This is a genomic window from Halolactibacillus miurensis (assembly GCF_900116255.1).
GTDB classification, from domain to species: Bacteria; Bacillota; Bacilli; order Bacillales; family Amphibacillaceae; genus Halolactibacillus; species Halolactibacillus miurensis.
On record NZ_FPAI01000043.1, the window covers coordinates 1 to 13373 of the forward strand.

Here is a 13373-nt window from a genome sequence, read left to right on the forward strand (position 1 = left end):
AAAGCAATATCAAATAGCATAAAAAATTTTTAAGACAAATATTGAAATTCTGGTCGTGTTTGATTTTTTAAAAAGAGCAATTATGAAATTGATTCTATCTAAAAAAGCAAAATAGTACTCACTTTTCCAATCAAGAAAAAACCTCTCTAAACCTTTACAAATCAAAGGATGAGAGAGGTTTGTTTTAAATTAAGTGTTAAACTCAAAATCTTATATAGACAAGTGAATCAAGTCGAAAGTCGAAAAAAGTGACAAAACCATTAAATATTTGCTTGATCAAGCAACCCGTCGTTTTTTCGTGCTTCTTCAATAACGGCTTGATAGTCAGCTTCTGACACTTTAAAATCAACAACCGCTCGTCTCGGGCGATCATCATCAGATTTTTCAAAGCCAATCGCCATACCCGCACTTTTCTCTGATACTTTTACTGGCGGTACACCTGCAGCAGATGATGTTGCCGGTGGCGTTGGCATAACCAGAATTCGACCATCGTCATGTTCGATTTCATCAACGAAAACATCTTGTGTTGAATATTTTGCGAGCGTTGCTTTAAATGCTTCTGCCTCACTCTCATCATGAAAATATACTTGAACGTGTTTACTCATACTACTATCACTCCTTAAAAAGTTTGATAGTAATTGTTTCCCTAACGGGATAAAATCAAACACCTAATTGGATTAAATTCTTGTTAAGCTATAAGCTTCAGCTGACAATCCAGGCTGATTAGCACCTGTAAATTGTTCTAAGGCGAATGCTGCGCATTACATTTGGGTACAAAAAAACACGAACAAAAAGCGTCTACTTTTCATTCGTGTTTTAACTCATCCATTTCGGTGGTGTATTTTTACCGTAACAGACTTCTGCGATTGGATAGTGATGATCAAAATCATCATCTTCTAAGTGATAATGGAAATTAAAGAAATAACCATCTAGTGGTTTATTATCACGTCTCACATGAAACTTAGCCACAATCTTTTCATTTTTTTCATCATAGACATCAAAGATTTTTTCACCATAACCTGGTGTTTTATGTTCAATGAGTGATAATCTAAATGACTGATCAGGATCGTATTTATCTACGATGGCATGCATCACTGTTTCAATTTGTGGTAAAACTTCATAGGTCACTTCGCGTTCAATGGGTTTAATTGTTCGCGGACCGATTTTTTCAAGTGTTCGCTCCATTGCTTGTTCTACGAGCTCTTCTTTTGAGGTAACAATTGAACTAGGATATTGTTCAGGTTCAGTTGGCGTATGGACGATTCGCGATCTATCAAGCGTTTCTTTACTTTCTTCTATGTCTTTATTGTCTACATCAGCATTCACTTCTAAATCAATCGACGGTACATACATACCTAGCGTTAAAGCGGCAACCGTTGCGACAAACAACTTTTTAACCCATAATTTCACGTGCCTTATTCCTCCCTCCATACGTTTTCTGAAAACGTTTACTATCATCATCTTAGCATACTTTTAAACAGGATTCACTAATGAAACAGAACTGTTATAAAAATGATAAGTTTTACACAGTTTTTCTACAGTTTACTTGGCAATATGTAAAAAAACACGTTACCCACATGTGGATAACGTGTTTTGATTACCTTTCTCTCATAAGTTATTCAACTTCATGGGATAACACTGAGGATAACTTAACTTTTCGTGTAACGTTATCCGTTACACACACCCTTAATGTTTATAAGTGGATAACTTTTTAACGTCCGAAACTCAGCGTATGCTTTTTCTTTTTAACAAAAAGAATGACAATCACGAGTAACGCACTGACGATAAAGCTGGTCATACTGACAAGCTCGGAGACACCTTGGTTTTCAATGCCCACACCGATAAGCGCCCAAATGAAGACGAGTGGATAAACGATATCTGACTGGCTATATCGGAACCAAGTTGCTAGAACAAACGCAATAATAAGTAACGCTACTGCCCAAATCTCATCACTTATACCAAAGCCGTTCCAACCGATCTCAGTAAGGTAATAACTGATATTTGCAATCGTTGCGACACTAATCCAACCGAGATACAGTGAAAAGGGTAGCCGATCGAAAGCCTTGTCCTTCACTTGGTTAATCACATTGTACATCCCAATGAGTAAGACAAGTAACAGAACCATAATAATAACCCCGATACCGAAGTAAAAATAATGCCAGGTGATGAGCCAGATTCCATTAAGTAAATTAATCAACCAAAATAGCACGTGCGTATCCTGATACACGGCCCGCTCTCGTTGATCGCTTTTAAATTGTCTAAGTGTCCAAATTACAAGGGCTATATAAATAACACCCCAAATACTAAACACATACCCTGCCGGTGTAAAAAGAACGTCCAATCGATCTGAAATAGCACCTGTATCAATGCCATTAAGGGGTAGCGCGGTCGCAAGACCGTTTAAAACTAAAGCGAATATAAGCGTCAATACATTTATCCAAATTTTTATCATGATGATGCCTCCTTTATTTCTTGATAGCGCGAAAGCGCCCGTTCTCTTGCTGATTTATGATCGACAATCGGATGTGGATAGTCTTCTCCTAAAACAACCCCAAAGCGCTTCAACTCCGCCTCATCTGCTTCAAACGGGCGAAAGAGTGCCTGACCAGAAAGCTGTCTCAGTTCTGGTACGAAACGTTTAATATAGTCGCCATCTGGGTCAAACTTTTCCGCTTGGGTGATTGGGTTAAAAATTCTAAAGTAAGGTGACGCGTCAAAACCAGACCCCATCACCCACTGCCAACCGAGCGCATTGTTTTGCCGGTCGTGGTCAAGTAAAGTATGTTCAAAATAATCAAGACCAACCCGCCAATCCACGAGTAAGTGTTTCACTAAAAATGAGGCGACAACCATTCGAACACGGTTATGCATATAGCCGGTCTCATATAACTCTCGCATACCCGCATCCACCAATGGATAACCCGTTTGACCTTTTTTCCATCGTTCAATTTCTGCCTGATTATTCTCCCAGTTAAATCGGTCAAATTCTTCCCTCATCGCTTTCGTCTCCGCCTCTTTATGTTGATAAAGCTGTTGATAACTAAAATCTCGCCACATCAGTTGTCGAATAAATGCTTCTTTTTCTTTATCGACTCGTGGTCCTACTTCATCATACGCCATCACCGCTTGGTATATGACCCTTGGACTGATAGCACCGACAGATAAATAAACAGAAAGATGAGAGGTGTCCTTACGTGCCGGGCGGTCTCGCCCTTCAGAGTAGCGACTAAGAGCCTGCTCTAAGAATGTATTAAGCTGCTCAATTGCCACATGTTCCCCTGGAGTATAGTGGTTGAGAAGCTTTTTAAACCAAGCAGGTTCTTTAAATGCAATGTCATCAGATTCGATGGATAAGCCAGAAAAAGTGGTTGGCTTTTTAACAGGTTCAATGAGTGGCTTTTGTCTTAGTGCCTTATAAAATGGCGTAAAGACTTTATAATACTCTCCCTTACCCGTTAACACACTCCCTGGTTTAGCTAAGACATCTCCAACAAAACGCTTTGTTTTAATCCCCTTATTTTCAAGCGAATCGATGAGATCATCTTCTCGTTCAATCTCGTCATGTAGATAAGACCGGTTAAAGTATACCGCATCAATATCATACCGATCACACCACGCATTTACTTGTTCAACAACGGAACCCTCTCCTAAAAGAAACGGAACGTCTTCGCGATTCAGCGCCTGCTTAATATCAGCAACGTGTGCCATTGTCCAGTAGTCATGGGCTGACGTGAGTGATTCTTTTTTTATGTATCCACAGACAATCTCCCCATCACGGGCTGCCTCTGCAAGAGCAGGATGGTCAAGCAGACGTAAATCGCGTCTAAATAAGACGAGGATGCGCATAATCAATACCTCCTTTTGCTACTTATTAGGTTTACCCTTTTTTACGGTTTAAAAAACAAAAAAAAGAAGCAACCACAAAGTGGCTACTTCTGATTGTAGAAATCATTTGAGTGTGAAGCTAACTTATGCTTTAACCCAGTTGTCGTTCATCTCAACACCAGCTGCTTTAAACATTGTGTAAACAGGGCAACGAGATTCTACTTTTTCTTGTAATTCTTTAATACGTGTCTCTGATTCAGACGTTGTCACGGTAACGTCAACAGATACTTCTTCGAAGTATGGACGTACACTTGGGTCACCCATGAAACCACGTGGGTCAAATGAACCTGAAATGTTGAATGACAGACCTTGAAGATCGAACGCCATTTCTTTTGCGGCCATATGTGCCGTCACATTTTCACATGAAGCAAGTGAAGCTAAGACGTTTTGCATTGGGTTAGGACCTGAATCTTTTCCACCCATTTGTGCGCCTTCATCTAAGACAATTTCGTGTTTCCCTGTTTTTGCAGTGATTGCTAAACCTTCGTTTTCTGCTCTTACGTTGAATTTCATTTTTTGCATAATGTTAACCATCCTTTTCAAAATTATAATATATTTAAGCCTGAACCGGCTTATTCACAGTATTTCTTTCCTCTTTTTGATCTTTTTTAAACCAACGACTTAAGGCTATTTTACCATACAAAGCAATCCCTTGTTGCTGGACAACAAACGCAATCGTAACAATCAATGCTGCCTCTGCTCCAAATGAGGCAACAGCTAAACCAATCGCAATTGATAAGTTACGTAATACTGTTCCGTTAACCAAGGCAATCCCATCACCACGGTCAAAGAATTTCACCGCGAAGAAAGTACTAATCGCAAAATTGATCACATAAAAAATAATGAGAACGGCTGTTGCAATCACAATCAATTCTAAATTATTGAGAATCATATTTGCTCGTGCACTGACACTCACAAACACAATAAATAACATTGCCCAAATACTCAGAGGACCTAAAGCTGGTTTCACTCGTGTTTTAAACTCTTGCATGGTCATTCTTTTCATTAGAATCTTAAAAGTAATATGTCCAAGAATCATCGGAACAAATACTACCGTAATGATGGTACGGAAGGTTTGAAGAATATCAACTTCCACTAACTGACCAACCATCGCAAGTAAGTACCACGGCGTCAGTAATGATCCCAAGATCAAACCAAAAATCGTTAACTTCACGGCTGCTGGAACATTTCCATTATGCAGCGCTGTCCAAGAAATGGTCATACCACTCGTTGGCAATAACGCTGATAAGGCAAGACCCGCAAACATAATCGGATACTCTCTTAAAACCGTTACCCCTAGTAGGTATGCGACGACTGGTACAATCGCAAAGTTAATGAGCATTGAAAAGACTAAAACCTTTGTCCCTTGGGTTGACGTAAGTTGTTTAAAATTAAAGCCAATCATCGTTGCATAGATCATAATAATTGTTGCGTAAAGAACAACGGGTTGCAAAACGCGCGTATCAACCATCGTACCCACAATAAAAGCAATAACCAAAGTTAACGGGACACTAATCATCAAGTAACGTTGGGGGAATGTGTATAATTTATTCATAATTTCTCTCCTCTCTCACTTACCCCTTGGGGTATGTTTATACTATAAGGGGTACCCGGAAGTTTGTCAAACCTTTTAACAAACTTTTTTCACTTTCAGCGAAAAACCACATAACATCAACACATTCTCATGATACACTCAAAAATTTCGTATCCGTTTTCACCGGTATTTTAGTTACTTTTAGCCTTATAAACTTAATAATAGGACTCTCTCTAATATGTGGTGCCAAGTATAAATGATTCATTAGATAAGTGAAAATGTGTAGATTTTTGAATATGACATACAAAAAAGCAACACCTAATATTCTATGTCGGTGCTGCTTTTCTTATGCATCAAAGGTCTCTTGAGACTATGTCGTCAGTTCAACTTTTGATATTAAAAAATATTTTCAATAAATAAACGAATCACATCGGTACTTGCGACGACTGTTCCAAGTGTTGATCCTAAGTTTGCTAACATAACCACAAGTAAAATACGTGTCACTTTATTTTGCCAGAAACCCTTCACAGTATACACGTCATCACTCAGTGCTTCAAAATCGCTCACCTTCGGTTTTTTTACGTAAGCTTGAACCAATCCACTGACCCAACCTGCAGCCATTAATGGATTAAGCGATGTAATAGGTGCGGCTACAAGCGCGGCTAGAATAGCTAAGGGATGCCCAAAAGCAATCGCTGTCCCAATGGCTGAGAAAAGCCCATTCCAAATGAGCCAACTCATGACTTGATCGGTACCTGCTTCTGGATTCATAATAAATGTCGCGAGTACCATTAAGACAATACCAATCGGAATACCCCAGGCGATTCGTTTAGGCCATTTTGATTTTTTAGGAACTTTATTCAGTTGCTTCAAATCGTGATCTTTCTTAATCTCTTCGGTAATACCGGGCACATGAGCAGCACCTAATACGGCGACGATCTTTTCACCTTTTGCCCGTTTAATTTTTTCTGCTAAGTATTGATCACGTTCATCAATAAGAGGCGTTTTAAGGCGCGGGAAATGTTCGGTAAATTCATCGAGAATCGCCCCAATCGCATCTTGACTCTTCATCTTCTCAAGTTCTTCTTCTGTGATGGACTCATTAGAAAAAATACCGGCCATGACTTGCGTAAGTAACATCAGCTTACCCTTTGTACCAACATTCCCCCAAATACGAGAGAAGGTAATTTGAATATTACGGTCCGCAAGGACAAGTTCTGCGCCAACATCTTCAGCTGACTTAATCCCTTGCATCATCTCTTGACCCGCTTCAATATTAAATTGTTTTGCCATCCGCTTTTGGAAAGATGAGATGGCTAAGTTCATCAGTAAGAGAGTTGCTTTCTTATCTTTTATAACTTTAAAAATGTCCATCTTCTTCCACTTATCACTATCCATCATCGATTGATAGCGTTGTTCATCTAATTCAATACATACCGCATCCGGTTGTTCTCTCTCAATAACTTCTTTTACTTCATCTGCACTTGTTTTAGATACGTGGGCTGTTCCAATTAATATGTATGTTTTACCATCTTGTTCAATTCTAACAACCGTATTCGATTGATTATTTGATTCTATTTCCACTTGTTCAGGCGTTGTTAATTCATCTTTTTCCATATTTAAATCCTACCTTTTTTATTCAGTCTTATCTTTCTAGTATAACTTATCTCATCGTCATATGGCTAAAGAAACCCACTTGAAAATACAAAAAGGTGATAAAACCTTTACTCAATGACATATATACACTTGATTCATTTGTTTACTCGATATTTAAAAAGGACTACGACACCACATCCACCTTTGTTATAATTAATAGATGAAAGTAAAAACATTAGCTCTACGGACATGTTATAAAAAAATGATATTAAAGGAGACCAACCATGACAGAAGAAAATATTTCTACAGACGTTATACTGAGTGCCTTTAAACAGGACCTAGAAGCGAAAAAGTTAACAACTAAAACGATCGATAAGCATATGATTAACGCAGAGAATTTTTATGACTTTATCGAAGATGAGCAGATGGAACCCCCTCACTATTATGATGCATTGATATTGTCCTTTTTAGGCGACTACTATATTAGAAAATACTTATTCAGCTCAAAAAGTGATGTTGGCCCGTATTTAGCGACGTTTAAAAAGTTAGCCGATACACTCAGTAAACGCAATTGGATCTCACCAGAAGAAAATATAGCTATCAAAGACTTGTGTAAAGAGAAAGCGTTTTTTATGCACCGGTTTGATACATATGAAACGACAACCGATTTTCTTGACTGGACGTTTGAAAATGATCCGAATGTTTATCATCAAACAACGACTCATACGATTAATCGTGAAGCATCAAGCGGGCTTGATGTCGACGACTTACTTGTGGCCCCGTTAAAGACCATTGATTTTGACCAACCGCCATTTTTTGATATGTTTAATGTTTTTCTTAAGAATCTTGATCAGAAACAACGTCATAAGGTTACCAATGGCACCCAGCATTTAACGCGTGCCTTTTGGAAAGAGTTTGATGAAACAAATGGGTTAAATCTTTTCACGAAGCCAACCTTAAATCAGCGAGATATTCCTCCCTTCCACCTGTTATATGTATTTGCGGAGGCCGGTGACTTTTTCATTATTGATGGGAATTTCCTTATTCCGACCGATTTCGTCACTGACTATCTGAATGCTGAAATAGAAGCACAAGTGGCTTATGTGATGGAAGTCTTCTGGCATGGTGTTGACTGGCGATTATTAGATGTTGCTAATGGTGAACATCTTCTCGGCTGCCTCCAGGTAGACCAGATTAATTTTGCTGATATACTGAGTGCGTTTCCACCTGGTGAAGCAATCAAAGCGGACCACCCATTGTTTAAACCACTCTTGGACTACACCTCTCATCTACGTCCGACTTTGGATAGCTTCTTTTTAGACGTTTTACCCGCCTTTGAACCATTCGGTTTGGTGAAGCTTGATTATAACAATTACACCCCGGTAAACCCGGTAAGTTTTAAAGAACTATCAGCGATTACGGTTACCCCGCTTGGGCATGTCTTCTTTTCTATTTTCAAAGACATGGCTGATGCGTTCGATGATGATGACGAGAACGACTTTTTCCGTTTGATTCTCGATTCACTATAATAAAAAGGCGCTAAACCATCTGGTTTAGCGCCTTTTCTATTAATTTAAACTTTACTAACCGCGTCTACGTCATACCGATGGTCTAACTTAAACTTAGTCTTTTAGTTTATCCGCCTGTTTCTCCGTCCATTTATATCTTGCGATCCATCCCCAAAGACTTGTTCCTAGCAACACTGCACCAAGCATGACATATAACCAAGTCACTTCACCACGCTCCTTTGGATAATTTTAGAATTACCTATACAAATATATCCCCCTAATACTACAAATCATCTTCGTCTTCACTTTTACTACTTCCGTTTAAACACCCGATGCGTCACAAGCTTCTCAATTTCAACGACAATAAAGACGCCCAAGCCAATCATCACCGGGTAGAACCACTCACCAAGTGAGAGGGGTTGTAATCCAAGCGCTACCTGCATAAATGGGACGTAAGTCACCAGTAGTTGAATGATGATTAATAGAGCTGACACAATAAAAGCCGCTTTATTTTTAAAGAAATCTTTGTTTAAACTAAAGTGTCGCTCATTACGGACATTAAACATATGAAACAGTTGCGCAAAAACAAGCGCATGCAGGGTAATCGTGCTAACATTCTCTTGTCCATATTGTTCAACCCAGCGCGGATAAAGTAATAGAATCGATCCGCCAATTAATAATGATACAAAAACAATACGAAACATATAGTAAGGACTCAGCAACCGCTCCGTTGACTTCCTTGGCGGTTTTTCCATCGTCCCCCGCTCAATTGGTTCAAACGCTAACGCTAAGGCCACCGTTACAGCCGTCACCATATTGACGTACAGAATTTGTACTGCCGAGAGTAGCATCGTAAGCCCTAACAGTAATGCCGCCATCACAAGAAACGCTTCAGCACCGTTGGTCGGCAAAATAAACAGGATCGTTTTCTTTAAGTTATCATACACGCGGCGACCTTCTTTTACCGCATTCACAATCGTTCGGAAGTTATCATCAACAAGCACCATTTCTGATGCTTCTTTGGCAACCTCCGTCCCTTTGATTCCCATGGCGACCCCAATATCAGCTCGCTTCAAGGCAGGCGCATCGTTCACCCCGTCTCCGGTCATCGCACTAATGTCACCGTTTGTCTGCAGGGCTTCGACGAGTTGTAGTTTATTTTTCGGGCTCGTTCGGGCAAAGACATCCACGCGTTTAACAACCTCACACCGCTCGTCATCTGACATGTCATCAAGTTCACGACCTTCTACAACTGCATCACGGTCTGTCAGTTGCATCTGTTTGGCAATCGCAAGGGCAGTATCTTTATGATCTCCAGTAATCATCTTGACCGTTATTCCTGCTTGTTTACATGCTTTAATCGCTTCTATTGCCTCTTCACGTGGTGGGTCAATGATACCGGCAAGACCGAGTAGCGTCAGACCTGTAGAGACATCCTCATGGTCGATGGTTTCTGTTGTCTCACTCACGTCTTTTACTGCCGCCGCAATGACCCGTTCACCTGTTTCGGTCCGGCGCTTCATTTGTTCTTCCCAGTAATTGCGTTCCTCTGACCCTACTTCTAGTCCCGCCATATCAAACACACGGTCAGGTGCTCCTTTTAAATAGATACGCTTCTGACCGTCTTCTTCTACAAGAGCAGCCATATACTTATAAGAAGAGTCAAACGGAATCTTTGACTGCATTGATAATTTCTTAATAGGTTGACTTGCTTTGTCTGCCAAACTCACAAGACAGCCTTCGGTTGGTTCGCCTTGAACAATCCATTGGTTATCTTTTTCAATCACATCCGATTCATTAACGGTTTTGACGGCTGTTAGAAATTGAAATAACCTTGGGTAATCAATCACATTTACTTCTTTGTCATTCAATCGCAACTCACCCACGGGCTCATATCCTGTTCCGGTAACGTCAAACGTTTGATTCGCCGTTACTACCGTCGTTACGGTCATTTCATTCTTCGTTAATGTACCGGTCTTATCTGAACAAATTATCGTCACCGCGCCAAGCGTTTCAACGGAAGGTAACGTGCGCATGATTGCTTTATTGTCGGCCATTGTCTGTACACCTAAGGCCAGAATGATTGAAAGAATGGCTGGCAAGCCTTCCGGAATAGCCGCGACCATTAAGCCAATCACTGATAGTAATAATTCTTGCCAGTCATATTGATGAAACGTCAAGCCGAAAATAAACAGCAAGGTAGCTAAAACGACAATCACGATCGAAATCAGCTTGCCAAAATCATCGGTTTGTTTAAGTAGTGGCGTTTTGATTTCCTCGACGTCTTGCATGGATTGATTAATCTTACCAATCTCAGTATCTTCCCCTGTCGCAACAACTATCCCGCGTCCTGTCCCCTGTGAAATAGAGGTCCCAGAAAAAAGCATGTTGACACGGTCCCCTAATACAGTCTCATCATCCAGTACCATTGTTTCCTTCGTAACAGACGTTGATTCTCCTGTCAGAGACGCTTCTTCTGCTTTTAAATGATCCGCCTCGACTAAACGAAGATCTGCGGGAACTTTATCACCTGCTTTCACTAAGACGACGTCTCCTGGGACAAGGTCCTCTGCTTCTAAATCATGGCGTTTCCCTTCTCGGACAACGGTCGCATGGAGCGACAACATGTTTTTAATGCCGTCCAGCGCTTTTTCTGCTTTTCCTTCTTGAATATAACCGATTAAGGCATTGATCACCGCTACGAGAATGATCACAACCGTATCAATATAGTGTCCCAGAATAAGCGTGACGACCGCAGCCACAAGTAAGATATAAATCAGCACATCGTGAAAATGTTTAATGAATTTCAACCACTCCGGTGTCTTTTCTTGTTCAGGTAGTTTATTCTTACCGTAATAATCACGCTTTTCCGTTACTTCACGTTGAACTAATCCTTCGTCACGATTTGTCTCTAATTGTTTTTCTATCGTATCTATATCTAAACTAAACCATTGCCGACTCATACAACCACCTTCTTTCATTTTTGATAATGTATTCTTTCGCATCAAACATTGATAACTTTCTTATGCTTTAACTACTTCTATTTAATTTTTCCTTATCCACGATGAACTTAAACCCTTTTTCACTACCCAAGCGCTTGTTTCGTCTTTTCCCTTTGATAGCAATTAAAATAAACAGGAACGGTAGCAATTGAATACAAAATTCGCAGGAAACGAGATGATTAATCTGAATTTGAGATTAATTTGATGTTAGATACGTATTGTTTTAGGGTATAGAGAAACGATAGAATGAAAGATGTATCAAGTTCAAAATTATCAGTCAATTTTGTTTTAGAATTAAACAAAGAAAAGTAAAAAACAGAAAATCAATAGGAGGAATTAGTGTATGTCAAAAGATCGCGCATTAAATTATGTTAATGACGTATTCGAAACAGTAAAAAAACGTAACCCAGGAGAATCTGAGTTCCAACAAGCAGTAAAAGAAATTTTAGATTCACTTGTTCCTGTATTTGAACAAGACCCTAAATATATCGACCATTCTATTCTGGAACGGATGATTGAACCAGAGCGCATCATCCAGTTCCGTGTTCCTTGGACAGATGACAATGGGAAAGTTCATGTCAACCGTGGTTTCCGTGTCCAGTTCAATAGCGCGATTGGACCATACAAAGGCGGACTGCGCTTCCACCCATCCGTTAACGCAAGTATTATTAAGTTCTTAGGGTTTGAACAAATTTTCAAAAACTCACTGACAGGTCAACCAATCGGTGGTGGTAAAGGCGGGGCCGACTTCGATCCTAAAGGTAAGTCAGATAACGAGATTATGCGTTTCTGCCAAAGCTTTATGAGTGAGTTATCTAAACATATCGGACCAGACACAGACGTTCCTGCCGGCGATATCGGTGTCGGTGCCCGTGAGATTGGCTTCTTATTCGGTCAATACAAAAAAATGCGTGGCGGTTATGAAGCTGGCGTTTTAACTGGTAAACAAGTTGGCTTTGGCGGTAGTTTAGCACGCACGGAAGCAACTGGTTTCGGTACAGTTTATTTCGCACAAGAAATGTTAAAAGGACAAAACGATTCATTCGACGGAAAAACGGTGGTCGTTTCTGGTTCTGGTAACGTATCAATCTATGCGATGCAAAAAGCAACTGAACTCGGCGCTAAAGTGGTCGCTTGTTCCGATTCAAACGGTTATGTTTATGATAAAGATGGTATTAACTTAGAGACAGTTAAGCGTCTAAAAGAAGTTGAACGTAAACGTATTAAAGAATATGTTAACGAACACCCAAATGCTGAGTACCACGAAGGATTCGAAAATATCTGGAGCGTAAAATGTGATGTAGCACTTCCATGTGCGACACAAAACGAACTCGATGAAACAAGTGCACAAAAACTTGTCGATAATGGTGTAAAAGCTGTCGCAGAAGGCGCCAACATGCCATCAACACTTGAAGCTGTTGACATCTTCCAAAAGAACAATGTTCTCTTTGGACCTGGTAAAGCTGTAAACGCTGGTGGTGTGGCCGTATCTGCCTTAGAAATGGCGCAAAACTCTGCCCGTATCGCGTGGAAGTTTGAAGAAGTGGACGAAAAACTTCACGAAATCATGAAAAACATCTACAAAAACAGCATGGACGCGGCTGAGAAGTACGGTGAAGCTGGTAACCTTGTTGTCGGTGCCAACATTGCTGGATTCTTAAAAGTAGCGGATGCGATGATCGCTCAAGGTGTCATTTAATTTACCCATTCTTTTAACTACCCATAAAGAAACCCCGTGTATGAGATGAATATCGGTTCTTTGTCAAATGGTGTTGGCGAGAAGTTTTAACCAATAATTTCAAGCTTATATTTCACATGTTTCGGCTCTTTTTATGCAGCTGAAACATG

General features: G+C 40.1%; 10 protein-coding genes. 2 read left to right on the top strand and 8 right to left on the bottom strand.

Annotation, left to right across the window (positions count from 1 at the left end; genetic code table 11):
- Nucleotides 1-260: 260 nt before the first annotated feature.
- The 7 genes from BM390_RS14625 to BM390_RS14655 form a co-directional block, all read right to left on the bottom strand.
- Nucleotides 261-605 carry a hypothetical protein gene (locus BM390_RS14625; protein ID WP_062319733.1) on the bottom strand — a complete coding sequence of 115 codons (345 nt, stop codon included), beginning with the start codon at nucleotides 603-605 and terminating at the stop codon, nucleotides 261-263.
- A gap of 211 nt (nucleotides 606-816) precedes the next feature.
- Nucleotides 817-1410, bottom strand: a complete 594-nt coding sequence (locus BM390_RS14630; RefSeq protein ID WP_062319731.1) for a YpjP family protein — start codon at nucleotides 1408-1410, stop codon at nucleotides 817-819.
- A 301-nt stretch (nucleotides 1411-1711) separates the two neighbouring features.
- Nucleotides 1712-2452 carry a TspO-related membrane protein gene (locus BM390_RS14635; RefSeq protein WP_062319729.1) on the bottom strand — a complete coding sequence of 247 codons (741 nt, stop codon included), beginning with the start codon at nucleotides 2450-2452 and terminating at the stop codon, nucleotides 1712-1714.
- Complete coding sequence (locus BM390_RS14640; protein WP_062319726.1) at nucleotides 2449-3846, bottom strand: cryptochrome/photolyase family protein; 1398 nt, start codon at nucleotides 3844-3846, stop codon at nucleotides 2449-2451. The genes BM390_RS14635 and BM390_RS14640 overlap by 4 nt, the downstream gene beginning before the upstream one ends.
- Nucleotides 3847-3969: 123 nt before the next feature.
- Nucleotides 3970-4407, bottom strand: coding sequence for an OsmC family protein (locus BM390_RS14645; protein ID WP_062319724.1), 438 nt, complete (start codon nucleotides 4405-4407; stop codon nucleotides 3970-3972).
- 34 nt (nucleotides 4408-4441) lie between these two features.
- Complete coding sequence (locus BM390_RS14650; protein WP_062319722.1) at nucleotides 4442-5440, bottom strand: arsenic resistance protein; 999 nt, start codon at nucleotides 5438-5440, stop codon at nucleotides 4442-4444.
- A 375-nt stretch (nucleotides 5441-5815) separates the two neighbouring features.
- Nucleotides 5816-7036 carry a TraB/GumN family protein gene (locus BM390_RS14655; protein ID WP_082394386.1) on the bottom strand — a complete coding sequence of 407 codons (1221 nt, stop codon included), beginning with the start codon at nucleotides 7034-7036 and terminating at the stop codon, nucleotides 5816-5818.
- 263 nt (nucleotides 7037-7299) lie between these two features.
- On the opposite strand from BM390_RS14655, the gene BM390_RS14660 reads away from it, so the two are divergent.
- The gene (locus tag BM390_RS14660; protein WP_062319719.1) at nucleotides 7300-8544 is read left to right on the top strand and encodes a hypothetical protein; all 1245 of its coding nucleotides are present in this window, start codon (nucleotides 7300-7302) and stop codon (nucleotides 8542-8544) included.
- A 290-nt stretch (nucleotides 8545-8834) separates the two neighbouring features.
- On the opposite strand, the gene BM390_RS14665 is transcribed toward BM390_RS14660, so the two are convergent.
- The gene (locus BM390_RS14665) at nucleotides 8835-11486 is read right to left on the bottom strand and encodes an HAD-IC family P-type ATPase (protein ID WP_082394385.1); all 2652 of its coding nucleotides are present in this window, start codon (nucleotides 11484-11486) and stop codon (nucleotides 8835-8837) included.
- A 382-nt stretch (nucleotides 11487-11868) separates the two neighbouring features.
- On the opposite strand from BM390_RS14665, the gene gdhA reads away from it, so the two are divergent.
- Nucleotides 11869-13224: an NADP-specific glutamate dehydrogenase gene (gdhA, locus tag BM390_RS14670; RefSeq protein ID WP_089855680.1), complete on the top strand. Its 1356-nt coding sequence runs from the start codon at nucleotides 11869-11871 to the stop codon at nucleotides 13222-13224.
- Nucleotides 13225-13373 lie beyond the last annotated feature (149 nt).

Excerpts from the sequence above, each read along its gene's own strand:
- BM390_RS14625 (WP_062319733.1), bottom strand. The coding sequence starts at position 605 with ATGAGTAAACACGTTCAAGTATATTTTCATGATGAGAGTGAGGCAGAA.
- BM390_RS14635 (WP_062319729.1), bottom strand. The coding sequence starts at position 2,452 with ATGATAAAAATTTGGATAAATGTATTGACGCTTATATTCGCTTTAGTT.
- BM390_RS14640 (WP_062319726.1), bottom strand. The coding sequence starts at position 3,846 with ATGCGCATCCTCGTCTTATTTAGACGCGATTTACGTCTGCTTGACCAT.
- BM390_RS14645 (WP_062319724.1), bottom strand. The coding sequence starts at position 4,407 with ATGCAAAAAATGAAATTCAACGTAAGAGCAGAAAACGAAGGTTTAGCA.
- BM390_RS14650 (WP_062319722.1), bottom strand. The coding sequence starts at position 5,440 with ATGAATAAATTATACACATTCCCCCAACGTTACTTGATGATTAGTGTC.
- BM390_RS14655 (WP_082394386.1), bottom strand. The coding sequence starts at position 7,036 with ATGGAAAAAGATGAATTAACAACGCCTGAACAAGTGGAAATAGAATCA.
- BM390_RS14660 (WP_062319719.1), top strand. The coding sequence starts at position 7,300 with ATGACAGAAGAAAATATTTCTACAGACGTTATACTGAGTGCCTTTAAA.
- BM390_RS14665 (WP_082394385.1), bottom strand. The coding sequence starts at position 11,486 with ATGAGTCGGCAATGGTTTAGTTTAGATATAGATACGATAGAAAAACAA.
- gdhA (WP_089855680.1), top strand. The coding sequence starts at position 11,869 with ATGTCAAAAGATCGCGCATTAAATTATGTTAATGACGTATTCGAAACA.